Here is a 15,030-nt window from a genome sequence, read left to right on the forward strand (position 1 = left end):
CTAGTAGCGGAGCTACTCGGGCATTTCGGCAACGCCGCGAGAGTGCGTGCCAGGCGTCGTGGGCCAGACGAGACTTTGCGGACACGACCTAGGAGCCGCCCGCCGCGTGTCCGGTGGTCCAGCGCCCCTCGGGGATGAGGACGCCGCCGGTCCGCAGCGAGCGGGTGACGGCGGTCGCGGCGAGGTAGACCCAGGCCCGCACGGACTCCCCGGACTCCGCGGATTCCCCGGCCTCCGCCGTCGCCCGCGTCGGCAGCTCGACCTCGCGGACGACGCGTTCGTACAGGTTGCGCGGGTGGCCGGGGCCGAGGAACTCCTCCAGGTGGTCCAGCAGCCCGAGCAGTTCCCCGTACACCCCGGGCGCGGCGACGAGCAGGGTGCCGTGGACGCGCCCGTGGCCCTCGATCGCGTACGGGTAGCCGGGGCCTTCGTAGAGGAGGGCCCGGGGCAGCACGGCCGGCCGCTCCCCCGCCGTACGGCCCCGGAGGAACAGGTCGTGGTTGGGTTCGCCCGGCAGCAGCGTCCCGTACACGAAGAAGGGCAGCTCGGCGGCGACGGGGCCGCCGGGAACGGTCGTGGTCATGGCCGCCGTCACAGGGCTGCCGGGGGCGCCGTCTCCGCCGTCACCCAGCCGAGGTAGCGGGCACTGCCCCGGATCACCGGCAGGGCGATGATCTCCGGCGTCTCGTAGTCGTGCTCCCGCTGGAGGTGTTCCTCCAGTTCGTCGTAGCGCTCCGCCGTCGTCTTGAAGAGCACCTGCCACTCCTCGGTCGTCTCGATGGCGTTCTGCCACCGGTAGACGGAGGTGACGGGGGCGGAGATCTGCGCGCAGGCCGCCAGCCTGGCCTCCACCGCCGACCGGGCCAGGGCGTCGGCCTTGTCCTCGCTGTCGGTCGTGGTCAGTACGGTCAGCCATGCCGGCGGCGCTGTCATCGTCGGTCTCCTCGGAGTACGGCGGGCTCCTTGCCCGTGGGCCTTCGATGCGATTGTCGGCCCACGGCGGGTCAGGCGCCGTACGGACGGAGATTCCGGGCGTCGCGCAGGGCGGTGCCCCACCACACCAACTGGTCCAGCAGGGTCTTGGCCGCCGCGTCGGCGGGCTCCGGGTCCAGATGGCGCCCCTTGTCGTCGAAGAGGGCGCCGGCGTTGTGGAAGGACACGGTGTCGCGGACGGTGACGGTGTGCAGTTCGGCGAAGACCTGCCGGAGCTGTTCGACGGCCCGCAGCCCGCCGGAGATGCCGCCGTAACTGACGAAGGCGACGGGCTTGGCCTGCCATTCCGCGCTGTGCCAGTCGATGAGCGTTTTCAGTGGTGCGGGGAACGAGTGGTTGTACTCGGGGGTGAGGACGACGAAGGCGTCGGCCGCCGCGAGCCGGGCGGAGACCGCGCCGAGCCGGGCCGCCTCCTCGGGCCCGGGGCTGAAGGTGATCGCGGTGGGGAGGTCGGCCTCGGCGACGTCGACCAGGTCGGTCTCGATGCCGGGGTGGCTCGCCGCGCGGGCCAGGAACCAGTCGGCGACGACGGGTCCGAAGCGGCCGTCGCGGTTGCTGCCGAGGATGACGGCCACCTTGAGGGGGGCGGGCTCGGTGGCGGGCACGGTGGATGACGTGGATACGGCTGTGATGTCCATGGCGTCGACCTTTCCGCCTCAACCATGGTTGAGGTCAAGCGTGCCCGTCCGGAGCCTGCCCGACCCGGTTCCGGACGGCCCGCCTACGGTGGCCGCATGACGACGCACCGGCCGGACACGCCCCTGCCCCACATCGAGTTCGACGGCCGCCCGGCCACCGAGGAGGACCTGCGGATCCCCGCCCTGTACGGCTACGGCCACTTCACCGCCATGCAGGTGCGGGACGGCGGGGTGCGGGGCCTCGGACTGCATCTCGCCCGGCTGGACGCCGCGAACCGGGAGCTGTTCGGCCTGCCGGTGGACGGCGACCGGGTGCGGGAGCTGATCCGGCACGCCCTGGACGGGGCCGGGCTGCGGGACGCCTCGGTGCGGGTGAACGGCTATCTGCCGCCCGGCGCGACGCACACGACCCTGATGGTGACGGTCCGGGAGCCCGCCGCCCGGTCAACCGGGGCGCGGAGCCTGATGTCGGTGCCGTACGCGCGCACGGCCCCGCACATCAAGCGGCCGGGCGAGTTCGGGCAGACGTACTACGGGATCCTGGCGGGGCGGGCGGGATTCGACGAGGCGCTGCTGACCGCGCCGGGCGGAGTGGTGACCGAGGGGTCGATCACCAACATCGGCTTCTGGGACGGGCGTTCGGTGGTGTGGCCCGACGCCCCGGCGCTCGCCGGCATCACGATGACGCTGCTGGAGCAGGGACTGGAGCGGGCCGGACGGCCGTCGGCGCGCCGCCCGGTGACGCTGGAGGGCCCGGGCGGGGTGGGCCGCTTTCCGGCCGCCTTCGTCTGCAACTCGCAGGGCATCGCACCGGTGCGGCGGATCGACGACACGGCGTTCGCGGTCGACGAGGAGCTGATGAGGGAGTTGGGGGCGGTGTACGACGGCGCCCCTGAGGACGCCGTGTGAGACACCCCGCACGGGAGGGCGCGGCGCCCGCTCCGGCCGTGCCGGACCATGGGGGCATGCAGATCCATATCGAGGCCTCAGCCCTTCCCGGTCGCAGCTGCGGCCCGGACAGCGACTTCCCCGGGTACGCCAACATCCACGTCGGGGTCCAGCGCAAGGACCGGCCGGGCGAGCTGCTCGGCCCGCACCCCGGGGACGCCCCCTCCGCCTCGTGGGTGCTCGACTGCACGGCCACCGCGACGGCGGACGGGGTCGAGGTGTCGGGGCCGTACGTCCAGAACCGGCTGGGCGGGCGGTTCGTCTATCTGTCGTGGGGCACGGTGGACGACGCCGGGGTCTTCACCATGTTCCGGCGCGCCAAGCTGATGTTCGACGACATCGATCCGGACGTCCTCGAAGCCGCCGCGCGCTCCGGACACCTCACCGGGCGGCTCGGGCTGACCGACGCCAAGGGACAGCCGCTGTGCGCCCGGGTGCGCCCGCCGCAGATCGTCTGGAGCGCCACGCACGGGGCGGGCGGGGCGGGCGGGGCCTGAGGATGCGGCACCGCCCCCTCCGATCCAAGGGGGGGGTGGACCGGAGGGGGCGGCGCCGCGGGGGGCGGGGGGTCCGTCCCGTGGGGGGTGTCTTGCGTGTGCCCGGGGCCCGCGAGCTCATACATGTGACCTGTGTCACACTTCGCGGCCGCGCCTCACCCGATCGGCACCCACACCGGCAGCACGGGCCGAACGGCCCAGCCGCACCGCCGCGACCTGCGGTGATCCATTCCGGCAAGGGTGCCGCGCCGGTCCGTACGGGTGAAAGCTGACCCCACGTCAGGAGGCGTGGCGGGGCCGGCCCCCGTTGGCTCGGGGCAGGACACACCCGCTCGCGCCGTCTGCCCGGAGGATCCCCATGCGCAGTCCTGCCCGCCTCGTGACCGGCACCGTCGGTGCCGCGTTCACCGTCATCGCGTTCGGTCTCACCGCCGCCGCTCCGTCCGCGTACGCGGGCGACTTCGGCCGTCTGGAGATCACCCCGTCGACCGCGGCACCCGGTGCCACCGTCACCGTGAACACCACCGCCTGCGGCAAGAAGGGCTCGGGCATCGGCGACGCGAACTCCCTGGACGCCGGGGACTTCGAGGTGCGCCCCGGCACCCACAAGGAGGTCGTGGTCGGCCAGTTCACCGTGCCGCACGACACCCGGCCCGGCACCTACGAGATCATCGTCTCCTGCGACAACGGCAAGGACGCGGTCGGTGATCTGGAAGTGATCGGCGGCGGCAAGCACGAGAAGCCCATCCACGACCGCCCGTCCGGCCATGTGCGGACCGGGGTCGGCGGCAGCGTCGAACCGAACTCCACGCAGGTCGCTCTCGGCGTCGGCGTGATCGGCCTGGCCGCCGTCGGCGGACTGTGGCTGCTGCGCCGCCGCACCGAGGGCGCCGAAGGAAGCTGAACCGCCGCTTCCCCCTGACCGGGCGGGGCGCGTCCCCGAGCGCGCCCCGCCCGCCCCGGACCACCGACCGAGGACGACGCCGTGTCACCGAGCGCGCAGAAGGCCAAGGGCTGGCTGGTGGGCATCGCCGTGCTGTGCGGCATCTGGCTCATCCAGAACGGCCCCGGCGGCCAGCTGATCCCGCCGCAGCCCTCCAGCGCCCAGGCCTTCGCCGCCGGGCCCCAGCTCCAGCCCGGCTCCCCGGTCGCCGAACCGATGAACCCCTCCGAGCCGGTCCGCATCCGCATCCCGAGCATCGAGGTGGACGCGCCGATGACGCGGCTGGGGCTGGCCGCCGACGGCAGCCTCGACGTACCGCCGGACGAGGACCGCAACCTCGCGGGCTGGTACGAGGACGGCGTCCCGCCCGGCGCGCGGGGCACCGCGATCGTCGCGGGGCACGTGGACAACGCGGACGGCCCGTCCGTCTTCTACGCCCTGGGGGCCCTGACCAAGGGGACCGCGGTCGAGGTGGTCCGCAAGGACGGGCGCACGGCCGTGTTCTCGGTCGACGCCATCGAGGTCTACGACAACGACGACTTCCCCGACCAGCGCGTCTACGGCGACTCGCCGCACGCGTCGCTCCGGCTGATCACCTGCGGCGGCGGCTTCTCGAAGGAGACCGGCTACCAGGGCAACGTGGTGGCGTACGCGCACCTCACCGAGGTGCGCTGAGACGACGGCCGGTGGCCGTCACGCGTTCCACTGGTCGAAGCCCAACTTGGCGACCAGCGAGAACACCACGGTCAGCAGCACCGCCCGGACGAATCCGCTGCCCCGGCTCAGCGCCATCCGGGCCCCGATCATCCCGCCCGCCAGGTTGAAGACCGCCATCACGGCCGCGAGCTGCCACAGCACGGTGCCCTGGTACGCGAACATCGCCAGCGCCCCCGCGTTGGTGCACACGTTGACGATCTTCGCGGTGGCCGACGCGGTCACCAGGTCCAGGTGGAGCACGGCGCTGAGGGCCAGCACCAGGAAGGTGCCGGTGCCCGGCCCGAACAGCCCGTCGTAGAAGCCGATACCGCCGCCGACCAGCACGATCGCCGTGACGATCCGGGCCCGGGTGACCGGCCGGTCCGTGCCGTCGCCCCCCGTGGGCGACCCGAAGGACGGGCGCAGCAGCACGAAGGCCGCGACCCCCAGCAGCACGACCATGATCACCGGGCGGAGCACCTCGCTGCTGATCCCGGCGGCGAAGAACGCCCCGGTCATCGACCCGGCGAGCGCCATCAGCCCGACCCGCACCGCCAGCCCCACCCGTACCGGGGCCCGGCGCAGGAAGGTCACCGCGGCGCCCGAGGTGCCCACGATCGCGACGGCCTTGTTGGTGCCGAGCACATGGGCCGCCGGGACGTTCGGCAGGCCGAGCAGCAGTGCGGGCAGGAGCAGCAGTCCGCCGCCGCCCACCACCGCGTCGATCCACCCCGCGGCGGCCGCGGCGAGGCAGAGGAGCACCAGTGTGGTCAGGGTTATGTCAGGCACGACCCGACATTAGACGCCTGTCGCCGGGGCTCTTCCCCAAGGGTCTTCCGTTCGGATCCGGGCTGATCCGGTCTGATCCGAACGGAAGGCCCTCGGCCCCTCACAGGGCCCCGGCGCCCCCGCTGAGCGCAAGGTTCCGCCCGGGAAACAGACGGGATGCGGCCGGGTAACACCTCCAGCCCACGCTCGGGGCATGAGGACAACCGACGGAGGCCACTGAGATGCCGGAGCCCACCACCCCGAACGCCCTGGCGCACAGCGCCGTTCCGACGATCGTGGTCGTCGGGCACGGCATGGTCGGCCAGCGTTTCCTGGAGGCCCTCGCCGACCGCGGGCTGACCCCGGCGGCCGGCGCCGCCCGGGTCGTCGTGCTCTGCGAGGAGCCCCGGCCCGCCTACGACCGGGTGCGGCTCACCTCGTACTTCGACGGGCGGAGCCCCGAGGACCTCTCCCTGGTGGAGGCGGACTTCATGGACCGGCACGGCATCGAGCTGTACGTCGGCGACCCGGCGACGGGCGTCGACCGGGCGGAGCGGACGGTGACCGCGCGGTCCGGGGCGGTGTTCCCGTACGACACGCTGGTGCTGGCGACGGGCTCGTACCCCTTCGTGCCGCCGGTGCCGGGGAAGGAGGCCCGGGGCTGCTTCGTGTACCGGACCATCGAGGACCTGCTCGCGATCGAGGAGTACGCCAAGGGCGCGGCCACCGGTGCGGTGGTGGGCGGCGGGCTGCTCGGTCTGGAGGCGGCCGGGGCGCTGAAGGGGCTCGGGCTCAGCACCCATGTGGTGGAGTTCGCGCCCCGGCTGATGCCGGTCCAGGTCGACGAGGGCGGGGGCGCGGCGCTGCTGCGCACGATCGAGGACATGGGGCTCGCCGTGCACACGGGGGTCGGTACGCAGGAGGTCGTGGCGGGCGCGGACGGTCGAGTGACCGGGATGGCCCTCTCCGACGGCTCCTCGCTCGACGTCGATCTGGTGGTCTTCTCGGCGGGGGTGCGGCCCCGGGACCAGCTGGCCCGGGAGTGCGGTCTGGCCGTCGGGGAACGCGGCGGGATCGTCGTGGACGAGGAGTGCCGGACGTCGGACCCGGCGGTGTTCGCGATCGGCGAGTGCGCGCTGGCCGTCGACGGCCGGGTGTACGGGCTGGTGGCGCCGGGCTACGAGATGGCGCAGACGGCGGCCGAGGTGATCGCGGGCGGCCGGTCCGCGTTCACGGGGGCGGACCTGTCGACGAAGCTGAAGCTGCTCGGCGTGGACGTGGCCTCGTTCGGCGACGCGCACGGGGCGGCCGAGGGGGCGCTCGACGTCGTGTACTCCGACGCCCGGGCGGGGGTCTACAAGAAGCTGGTGATCGGGCGGGACGGGACGCTGCTGGGCGGGGTGCTGGTCGGGGACGCCGACCAGTACGGCACGCTGCGGCCGATGACGGGCACGGTGCTGCCGGTCGCCCCCGAGCAGCTGGTGCTGCCGGCCGGGGCGGGCGGCCCGGTGGCGCTCGGCCCCTCCGCGCTGCCGGACGAGGCGGTGATCTGCTCCTGCCACAACGTGACCAAGGGCGCGATCTGCGAGCACACCACCCTGCCCGAGGTGAAGAAGTGCACCAAGGCCGGTACGGGCTGCGGCAGTTGCCTGAAGGTGATCGGGCAGCTGATGCCGCCGCCGGCGGACGCGGGGCTGTGCGGCTGCTTCCCGTACAGCCGCAGCGAGCTGTACGAGATCGTCCGCACCCTGGAGGTCACCTCCTTCGCCTCCCTGCTCGACTCGCACGGCCGCGAGGAGGCGCGGGGCGGGGACGGCTGCGAGGTCTGCAAGCCGACGGTCGGCTCGGTCATCGCCTCGCTCGCTCCGACCGTGGGCGCGAGCGGCTATGTGCTGGACGGCGAGCAGGCGGCGCTCCAGGACACCAACGACCACTTTCTGGCCAACCTCCAGCGCAACGGGTCGTATTCGATCGTGCCGCGCATCCCCGGCGGTGAGATCACCCCGGAGAAGCTCATCGTCATCGGCGAGGTGGCCCGCGACTTCGGCCTCTACACGAAGATCACCGGCGGCCAGCGCATCGACCTCTTCGGCGCCCGGGTCGACCAGCTCCCGCTGATCTGGACCCGGCTGGTGGACGCGGGCTTCGAGTCCGGGCACGCGTACGGGAAGTCGCTGCGCACGGTGAAGTCCTGTGTGGGGCAGACCTGGTGCCGCTACGGCGTGCAGGACTCCGTGAGAATGGCGATCGACCTGGAGCTGCGCTACCGGGGCCTGCGCTCCCCGCACAAGCTGAAGTCGGCGGTCTCCGGGTGTGCCCGCGAGTGCGCGGAGGCCCGGGGCAAGGACTTCGGGATCATCGCCACCGCCCAGGGCTGGAATCTCTACGTCGGCGGCAACGGCGGGGCCACCCCACGCCACGCGGACCTGCTGGCCCAGGACCTCTCCGACGCCGAACTGGTGCGGCTGATCGACCGGTTCCTCATGTTCTACATCCGCACCGCCGACCGCCTGGAGCGCACCTCGGCCTGGCTGGAGCGGATCGACGGCGGCCTGGAGCACGTCCGGGACGTGGTCGTCCACGACTCGCTGGGGCTCTGCGAGGAGTTGGAGCGGATGATGGCCGACCATGTCGCCGGCTACCGCGACGAGTGGGCCGAGACCATCAACGACCCGGACCGGCTGCGGCGCTTCGTCACCTTCGTCAACGCCCCCGACGCCCCCGACCCCTCGGTGAGGTTCGTCCCGGAGCGGGACCAGATCAAGCCGGATCTGGAGCTGCTCGCGGGACCCGTGCTCGCCGTTCGCACCCTCGAAGGGACCGCCTCCTGATGACCACCGCGACGATCACGACAGCGCAGGACACCGGCTGCGTCCGGCTCGCCCACGGGAAGGACTGGCTGACGGTCTGCGACCGGGCCCTGCTGATCCCCGGGCGGGGAGTGGCGGTGCTGCTGCCGGACGGGGACCAGGCGGCCGTCTTCATGGACCGGGCCGGCCGGGTGTACGCGATCGGCAACCGGGACCCGTTCACCGGGGCGTACGTCCTCTCGCGCGGCCTGCTCGGCTCCGTGGGCGGGCGGCCGTTCGTGGCCTCGCCGCTGCTGAAGCAGCGCTTCGACCTGGCGACGGGCGTGTGCCTGGACGACGAGGGGGCGGCGGTGCCGGTCTTCCCCGTACGGGCGGACTGACCGACCGGCCTCCGGGGGGAGCCAGGTCGCGGCACGCGGCCTGTGCAACTCCTCCGCCGCCCGTTCACCCGCGCTTGATGCCCCGTCAACTCACGTCTCCTACAGTCCTGACGCGCGACCCGCCGGTCCGTCCGGAGCGGCGGGCCCACACTCATGCGTGGAGTGATCGTGGAACGTCGGACCTTCTTGCGCACCGCGGTGATCGGCAGCTCGGCGGCCACCTTCGGCGGCACGCTGTGGCGGGGCGCCGCCTTCGCCGACCCGGCCCAGCCGGCCCCCGGCCCGTACGGCGCTCTCCAGGCGGCCAACGGCAACGGCATCCAGCTGCCCAGCGGCTTCACCAGCCGCATCGTCGCCCGCTCCGGGCAGACCGTGCCCGGCACCTCCTACCGCTGGCACAGCGCGCCCGACGGCGGGGCGACGTACGCCGACGGCTCGGGCTGGATCTATGTCTCCAATGCCGAGGTGTCCCCGAGCAGCGGGGGCGGGGCGAGCGCGGTGAAGTTCGACTCCTCGGGGACGGTGACGTCCGCATACCGGATTCTGGCCGATACGAACAACAACTGCGCGGGCGGCGCGACCCCCTGGAAGACCTGGCTGTCCTGCGAGGAGGTCACCCGCGGGTATGTGTACGAGACCGATCCCTGGGGCGTGAACGCGGCGGTGCGGCGTCCGGCGATGGGCCGTTTCAAGCACGAGGCCGCCGCCGCCGACCCGGACCACGGGTACGTCTACCTCACCGAGGACGAGAGCGACGGCCGCTTCTACCGCTTCCGGCCCACCACCTGGGGGAACCTGTCGAGCGGCACGCTTCAGGTGCTGGTGGCGGGCACGGCGACCTCCGGTCCGGTGACCTGGGCGAACGTGCCCGACCCGGCCGGCTCCTCCACCCAGACGCGGCACCAGGTGTCCGGGGCGAAGGTGTTCAACGGCGGTGAGGGCTGCTTCTACGCGGCGGGCACCTGCTGGTTCACCACCAAGGGCGACAACCGGGTGTGGGCGTACGACGCGAACACCTCGTCGATCTCGCTCGCCTACGACGACTCGCTGGTGACGGGCGGCTCGGCCCCGCTGACCGGCGTGGACAACGTCACGCGGTCCGGGTCCGGGGACCTCTACATCGCGGAGGACGGCGGAAACATGGAGATCTGCCTGATCACGCCGGACGACACGGTGGCCCCGTTCCTGCGGATCACCGGCCAGTCCGGTTCGGAGATCACCGGGCCCGCGTTCTCGCCGGACGGCCGCCGGCTCTACTTCTCCTCGCAGCGCGGGACGAGCGGAAGCTCCTCCGGGGGCATCACGTACGAGGTGAAGGGACCCTTCCGCGGCTGACGCGGACGCCCCACGTGCGCCGGCGCCCGTCCCCTGGCCCGGCGCACGTCCCGCGGCTCAGCCCTGGTCCCCGGCGGCGGCGGCCGGGTCCATCCAGATGACCTCCCAGATGTGGTGGTCGGGGTCCTGGAAGGAGCGGCCGTACATGAAGCCGAGGTCCTGCGTCTCGCCCGCCGGAGAGCCGCCGGAGGCCAGGGCGGCGTCCGCCAGCCGGTCGACCTCCTCACGGCTGTCGCAGCTCAGGGCCAGGATGACCTCGGTGGTCTTCGAGGCGTCGGCGACATCCTTCTTGGTGAAGTCCTTGAAGCGCGGTTCCGTCATCAGCATGGCGAAGATGGTGTCGCTGATGACCAGACAGGCCGTCTTGTCGTCGCTGAAGGCGGGGTTGAAGCCGTAGCCGAGCTTCTCGAAGAAACCCTTGGTGGTCTCCAGGTCCTTCACCGGCAGGTTCACGAAAATCATCTGAGCCATGATCGTTTCCTCTTCCTCTGTCCCGTGGCGCCCGCGGTGGTCCGTCCGGCGCTTTCGATGGTTGGACGGCGGAGCCGCGCAGAACTCATCGGCGTACGACAGAAGATTTGCACGGCCCACTGACAACGGCCCCCGGACAGCCCTCAGGGCAGGGCGAGCGGGGCGCCGCCGCGCAGCAGGGAGCCGCCGAGCGGGGTCAGCGTGTGCAGGACCGAGCTGCCGTGGCGCAGCGTCAGGACCAGGCCGGCCTCGCGCAGCACGGAGGCGTGCTGGCTCGCGGAGGCCAGCGACACCCCGGCCCGGCGGGCGAGTTCGCTGGTGGTGCAGCCGTTGCCGATGGAGGAGAGGACGGCCGAACGGGTGTGTCCGACGAGTCGGCCGAGCCAGGGTCCCGGCTCGGCGAAGACCGGGGCTCCGGGGTTGGCCACCGGGTAGACGAGCACCGGCGGCAGCGACGGATCGCGGTAGACCACGGGGGTGCCCCGGCAGAAGAAGGACGGCTGGAGCAGCAGCCCGCGCCCGTCCAGGTGCAGATCGCGGTCGAACGGGTAGTCCGCCTCCAGCACGGGCGAACGCCACCGGATCATCGGCGGCAGCGCGGCCAGGAGCCCGTCCGCCCCGCCGTCCAGCAGGGCCCGGCCGCGGACGGCCCGGTCCGCCTCGACGCTGGCCCGGATGTGGGGCCAGTAGGGCTCCACGGCCGCGTGGTGGTAGCTGCGGAGTGCCCCGATGAGCCGGGCGAGCGGCTCGGTGCGGCCCTCCATGAGCGCGGCGGGCAGCGCCGCGCTCGCTCTCCCCGCTCCGGGGTCCCGTTGACGCGGGCCGGCGGACAGGCCGGCCCGCTGCCGTATCCGCCCGGCGGCCAGCAGCTCCAGCTCCGCGTGGACACGGTCGGCGGGAGTGTCGCGCAGCGCCTCCATTCCGACGTCGAGCCCGAAAGGCTCGGCGCCCTCCTGGGAGGGCGTCAGGAAATCCGGGAAATAGCCGCGGGGCGGGACGACCGCCGCCAGCAGCTGTGCTTCACCATTCAACCGCGCCCGGGATTCCGAACGCCATTTTCCGAACACCGTCGAAGCACGCCGGTCCCTGATCCGGTGAAAACTGAGAATGGTTTCCCACAGCGCGTCCGGCCTCGTGGCCATCCGCACCCGCGAAAGGTCCAGCCTGGACACATGGATACGCAGCACTACTCCCCCACCTGTTGCATCCGCAATTGCCCCCACCGAAGGGTATGCGGACCGTCACAGGAGGTCACCACGGGGTTTCGGCCAGAAGTGAAAGGTCTCGCCCCGTTCCGCTCCAGCCGAAAAGCTGTACGGCGTCGGGTACGCATCCGGTGCCCACCGGATGAGCACGTGAAGGCCGTGGGGGGCTTTGTGTGTTCGGCGGCGGTGGGCGACGGTGCGGCTCCGTACCCGACGGGGGTAAGCCGGGTGCGGTCCATGGGTGGGGATCCATGGACCGCACCCCGGTCCCCCGGCCCGTCACCCGAATTTCTTTGCGCATTAAACGAAGCAATGTGCTCTGCGCCACATTCTTCGCGCGGCATTCGGTGCGCGCTTCTGACGACTTCCCCGTAGCGCCGGTCATTTCCGCACACGCCACTTCCGTACCGCCGGTCACTTCCGGTCAGCGGTCGCTTCCGGTCAGCGCAAGGCGAAGCGGCGGCACCCCCGCACAGGGTGCCGCCGCTTCTCGGGGGGCCTTCGAGGCCCTGGTCGGTGGGCAGGGCTGTTCGTGCAGCCCTGCCCATGAGGTCGGAGGCTGTTCGTGCAGCCCCGACCGGTGGGTCCGGACCGTCCCTGCGGCCCCGACCCGGTGAGTCCGGATCAGCGGCTGTCACTGCCCCGGGACTCGGCTGCGGCCCGGCCGGCCTCAAGACGGGCGACCGGGATCCGGAACGGTGAGCAGGACACGTAGTCCAGGCCCACCTCGTGGAAGAAGTGCACGGACTCGGGGTCGCCGCCGTGCTCGCCGCAGACGCCGAGCTTGAGGTCCGGGCGGGTGGCCCGGCCGGCCTCGACGGCGCTGCGGACCAGCGCGCCGACGCCGTCCTTGTCGATCGTCTCGAACGGGGAGACCCCGAAGATGCCCTTCTCCAGGTACGCGGTGAAGAACGAGGCCTCCACGTCGTCGCGGGAGAAGCCCCACACCGTCTGGGTCAGGTCGTTCGTGCCGAAGGAGAAGAACTGCGCGGCCTCGGCGATCTGGCCCGCCGTCAGCGCGGCGCGCGGCAGCTCGATCATGGTGCCGATGGTCAGCTTGAGGTCGGTGCCGGTGGCCGCCTGGACCTCGGCGATGACCCGGTCGGCCTCCTCGCGGACGATCTCCAGCTCCTGGACCGTGCCGACGAGCGGAATCATGATCTCGGGGCGCGGGTCGCCCTTGGCGTTCTTGCGCTGGGCGGCGGCCTCGGCGATGGCCCGCACCTGCATCGCGAACAGACCGGGGATGACCAGACCCAGGCGCACCCCGCGCAGCCCCAGCATCGGGTTCTGCTCGTGCAGTTTGTGCACCGCCTGGAGCAGGCGCAGGTCGTTCTCGTTGGCGTCCTTGCGGGACTCGGCGAGCGCGACGCGGACCGACAGTTCGGTGATGTCGGGAAGGAACTCGTGCAGCGGCGGGTCCAGGAGGCGGACGGTGACGGGCAGTCCGTCCATCGACTCGAACAGCTCGATGAAGTCGGCCTTCTGGAGCGGGAGAAGCGCCGCCAGCGCGCTCTCGCGCTCGTCGTCGGTGTCCGCGAGGATCAGCTTCTCGACCATCTCGCGGCGCTCGCCGAGGAACATGTGCTCGGTGCGGCACAGGCCGATTCCCTGGGCGCCGAAGCGGCGGGCCCGCAGCGCGTCCTCGGCGTTGTCGGCGTTGGCCCGCACGCGCAGCCGGCGCACCCGGTCCGCGTACGCCATGATCCGGTGCACGGCGGCGACCAGTTCGTCGGCGTCGTCGGCCCCGGCGTGCATCCGGCCCTCGAAGTACTCGACGACCGGGGACGGTACGACGGGTACCTCGCCCAGGTAGACCTTGCCGGTGGAGCCGTCGATCGAGACGAGGTCGCCCTCCTCGATCACCCGGCCGCCGACGGTCATCCGCCGTCGCTTGGTGTCGACCTCCAGGTCCTCGGCGCCGCAGACACAGGTCTTGCCCATGCCGCGCGCCACGACCGCCGCGTGCGAGGTCTTGCCGCCGCGCGAGGTCAGGATGCCCTCGGCGGCGATCATGCCTTCGAGGTCGTCGGGGTTGGTCTCGCGGCGGATCAGGATGACCTTCTCGCCGGAGCGGGACCACTTGATCGCGGTGTACGAGTCGAAGACGGCCTTGCCGACCGCGGCGCCCGGGGACGCGGCGATGCCCCGGCCGAGCAGCTCGGTCTTCGCCTCGTCGTCGAAGCGCGGGAACATCAGCTGGGCGAGCTGGGCGCCGTTGACGCGCTGGAGGGCCTCGGCCTCGTCGATCAGGCCCTGGTCCACGAGCTGGGTGGCGATCCGGAAGGCGGCGCCGGCGGTGCGCTTGCCGACCCGGGTCTGGAGCATCCAGAGCTGGCCGCGCTCGATGGTGAACTCGATGTCGCAGAGATCCTTGTAGTGGTTCTCCAGGGTCTCCATGATCTGCATGAGCTGGTCGTACGACTTCTTGTCGATCGACTCCAGGTCGGCGAGCGGCACCGTGTTGCGGATACCGGCGACGACGTCCTCGCCCTGCGCGTTCTGGAGGTAGTCGCCGTAGACACCCTGGTGGCCGCTGGCCGGGTCGCGGGTGAAGGCGACGCCGGTACCGGAGTCGGGGCCCAGGTTGCCGAAGACCATCGAGCAGACGTTGACGGCCGTGCCGAGGTCGCCGGGGATGCGCTCCTGACGGCGGTAGAGCTTGGCCCGGTCGGTGTTCCACGAGTCGAAGACCGCGTTTATGGCCAGGTCCATCTGCTCCCGCGCGTCCTGCGGGAACACGCGTCCGGCCTCGGACTCGACGATCTTCTTGAACTGCTTGACGAGCTTCTTGAGGTCGGCCGCGGCGAGGTCGGTGTCGACCGTGACCTTCTTCGCGTCCTTCGCCGCCTGCAGCGCCTCCTCGAAGAGCTCGCCGTCGACCCCGAGGACGGTCTTGCCGAACATCTGGATGAGTCGGCGGTAGGAGTCCCAGGCGAAGCGCTCGTCGCCGGACTGGGTGGCGAGACCGGCCACCGAGTCGTCGGAGAGGCCGATGTTCAGGACCGTGTCCATCATGCCCGGCATGGAGAACTTGGCCCCGGAGCGGACGGAGACCAGCAGCGGGTCGTCGGCCTGGCCGAGCTGCTTGCCCATGCGCTCTTCCAGCGCCTTGAGGTGCGCACTCACCTCGTCGCGCAGCGCGGTCGGAGCGTCGCCGCTGTCCAGGTAGACCTTGCAGGCCTCGGTGGTGATCGTGAAGCCCGGAGGGACGGGCAACCCGAGGTTGGTCATCTCGGCGAGGTTCGCACCCTTGCCGCCCAGAAGATCCTTCAGATCCTTGTTGCCCTCGGTGAAGTCGTAGACGAACTTCTGGGGATCTTTGTTTTCCGACACGGGTCTCGAC

14 protein-coding genes are annotated in these 15,030 nt (G+C 71.8%); 7 read left to right on the forward strand and 7 right to left on the reverse strand.

Features of this window, described 5'->3' with window-relative positions; all coding sequences use genetic code 11:
• Nucleotides 1–88: 88 nt before the first annotated feature.
• The 3 genes from ACIQRW_RS18215 to ACIQRW_RS18225 all read right to left on the reverse strand — a co-directional run bounded on the left by ACIQRW_RS18215 (nt 89) and on the right by ACIQRW_RS18225 (nt 1,631).
• Nucleotides 89–583 carry a gamma-glutamylcyclotransferase family protein gene (locus ACIQRW_RS18215; RefSeq protein WP_403761081.1) on the reverse strand — a complete coding sequence of 165 codons (495 nt, stop codon included), beginning with the start codon at nt 581–583 and terminating at the stop codon, nt 89–91.
• A gap of 8 nt (nt 584–591) precedes the next feature.
• The gene (cutA, locus tag ACIQRW_RS18220; RefSeq protein ID WP_360729018.1) at nt 592–933 is read right to left on the reverse strand and encodes a divalent-cation tolerance protein CutA; all 342 of its coding nucleotides are present in this window, start codon (nt 931–933) and stop codon (nt 592–594) included.
• A 71-nt stretch (nt 934–1,004) separates the two neighbouring features.
• Nucleotides 1,005–1,631, reverse strand: a complete 627-nt coding sequence (locus ACIQRW_RS18225) for an NADPH-dependent FMN reductase (protein WP_403761084.1) — start codon at nt 1,629–1,631, stop codon at nt 1,005–1,007.
• 96 nt (nt 1,632–1,727) lie between these two features.
• On the opposite strand from ACIQRW_RS18225, the gene ACIQRW_RS18230 reads away from it, so the two are divergent.
• The 4 genes from ACIQRW_RS18230 (at nt 1,728) to ACIQRW_RS18245 (ending at nt 4,694) form a co-directional block, all read left to right on the forward strand.
• On the forward strand, nt 1,728–2,540 hold the full coding sequence (locus ACIQRW_RS18230; RefSeq protein ID WP_403761087.1) for an aminotransferase class IV family protein: 813 nt from the start codon (nt 1,728–1,730) through the stop codon (nt 2,538–2,540).
• A 56-nt stretch (nt 2,541–2,596) separates the two neighbouring features.
• Nucleotides 2,597–3,076, forward strand: coding sequence for a DUF5990 family protein (locus tag ACIQRW_RS18235; RefSeq protein ID WP_403761090.1), 480 nt, complete (start codon nt 2,597–2,599; stop codon nt 3,074–3,076).
• Nucleotides 3,077–3,434: 358 nt separating this feature from the next.
• Nucleotides 3,435–3,980 carry a hypothetical protein gene (locus ACIQRW_RS18240; RefSeq protein WP_403761093.1) on the forward strand — a complete coding sequence of 182 codons (546 nt, stop codon included), beginning with the start codon at nt 3,435–3,437 and terminating at the stop codon, nt 3,978–3,980.
• 81 nt (nt 3,981–4,061) lie between these two features.
• Nucleotides 4,062–4,694, forward strand: a complete 633-nt coding sequence (locus tag ACIQRW_RS18245) for a class F sortase (protein WP_403761096.1) — start codon at nt 4,062–4,064, stop codon at nt 4,692–4,694.
• Between the two features lie 18 nt (nt 4,695–4,712).
• Here ACIQRW_RS18245 and ACIQRW_RS18250 read toward each other — a convergent pair whose 3' ends face one another.
• Nucleotides 4,713–5,504, reverse strand: a complete 792-nt coding sequence (locus ACIQRW_RS18250; RefSeq protein ID WP_403761099.1) for a TSUP family transporter — start codon at nt 5,502–5,504, stop codon at nt 4,713–4,715.
• 221 nt (nt 5,505–5,725) lie between these two features.
• On the opposite strand from ACIQRW_RS18250, the gene nirB reads away from it, so the two are divergent.
• The 3 genes from nirB (at nt 5,726) to ACIQRW_RS18265 (ending at nt 10,008) form a co-directional block, all read left to right on the forward strand.
• Entirely contained in the window at nt 5,726–8,314 is a 2,589-nt protein-coding gene (nirB, locus tag ACIQRW_RS18255; protein WP_403761101.1) for a nitrite reductase large subunit NirB, read from the forward strand.
• Nucleotides 8,314–8,673, forward strand: a complete 360-nt coding sequence (gene nirD / locus ACIQRW_RS18260) for a nitrite reductase small subunit NirD (RefSeq protein ID WP_403761104.1) — start codon at nt 8,314–8,316, stop codon at nt 8,671–8,673. Before nirB ends, nirD begins: the two co-directional genes overlap by 1 nt.
• A gap of 168 nt (nt 8,674–8,841) precedes the next feature.
• Entirely contained in the window at nt 8,842–10,008 is a 1,167-nt protein-coding gene (locus tag ACIQRW_RS18265; RefSeq protein ID WP_403761105.1) for an alkaline phosphatase PhoX, read from the forward strand.
• 57 nt (nt 10,009–10,065) lie between these two features.
• Here the strand turns inward: ACIQRW_RS18265 and ACIQRW_RS18270 are convergent, their stop codons facing one another.
• From ACIQRW_RS18270 to ppdK, 3 genes are all read right to left on the reverse strand, one after another.
• The gene (locus tag ACIQRW_RS18270; protein WP_361868644.1) at nt 10,066–10,479 is read right to left on the reverse strand and encodes a VOC family protein; all 414 of its coding nucleotides are present in this window, start codon (nt 10,477–10,479) and stop codon (nt 10,066–10,068) included.
• A gap of 143 nt (nt 10,480–10,622) precedes the next feature.
• The gene (locus ACIQRW_RS18275; RefSeq protein WP_403761108.1) at nt 10,623–11,666 is read right to left on the reverse strand and encodes an ArsR/SmtB family transcription factor; all 1,044 of its coding nucleotides are present in this window, start codon (nt 11,664–11,666) and stop codon (nt 10,623–10,625) included.
• Nucleotides 11,667–12,308: 642 nt separating this feature from the next.
• The gene (gene ppdK / locus ACIQRW_RS18280; RefSeq protein ID WP_403761111.1) at nt 12,309–15,020 is read right to left on the reverse strand and encodes a pyruvate, phosphate dikinase; all 2,712 of its coding nucleotides are present in this window, start codon (nt 15,018–15,020) and stop codon (nt 12,309–12,311) included.
• Between the last annotated feature and the right edge of the window lie 10 nt (nt 15,021–15,030).

The sequence above is a fragment of the Streptomyces sp. NPDC091287 genome, assembly GCF_044768525.1.
GTDB lineage: Bacteria > Actinomycetota > Actinomycetes > Streptomycetales > Streptomycetaceae > Streptomyces.

What these genes read in the sequence shown, in the direction of transcription:
- ACIQRW_RS18215 (WP_403761081.1), bottom strand. Translation starts at nt 583, where the DNA reads ATGACCACGACCGTTCCCGGCGGCCCCGTCGCCGCCGAGCTGCCCTTC.
- cutA (WP_360729018.1), bottom strand. Translation starts at nt 933, where the DNA reads ATGACAGCGCCGCCGGCATGGCTGACCGTACTGACCACGACCGACAGC.
- ACIQRW_RS18225 (WP_403761084.1), bottom strand. Translation starts at nt 1,631, where the DNA reads ATGGACATCACAGCCGTATCCACGTCATCCACCGTGCCCGCCACCGAG.
- ACIQRW_RS18230 (WP_403761087.1), top strand. Translation starts at nt 1,728, where the DNA reads ATGACGACGCACCGGCCGGACACGCCCCTGCCCCACATCGAGTTCGAC.
- ACIQRW_RS18235 (WP_403761090.1), top strand. Translation starts at nt 2,597, where the DNA reads ATGCAGATCCATATCGAGGCCTCAGCCCTTCCCGGTCGCAGCTGCGGC.
- ACIQRW_RS18240 (WP_403761093.1), top strand. Translation starts at nt 3,435, where the DNA reads ATGCGCAGTCCTGCCCGCCTCGTGACCGGCACCGTCGGTGCCGCGTTC.
- nirB (WP_403761101.1), top strand. Translation starts at nt 5,726, where the DNA reads ATGCCGGAGCCCACCACCCCGAACGCCCTGGCGCACAGCGCCGTTCCG.
- nirD (WP_403761104.1), top strand. Translation starts at nt 8,314, where the DNA reads ATGACCACCGCGACGATCACGACAGCGCAGGACACCGGCTGCGTCCGG.
- ACIQRW_RS18270 (WP_361868644.1), bottom strand. Translation starts at nt 10,479, where the DNA reads ATGGCTCAGATGATTTTCGTGAACCTGCCGGTGAAGGACCTGGAGACC.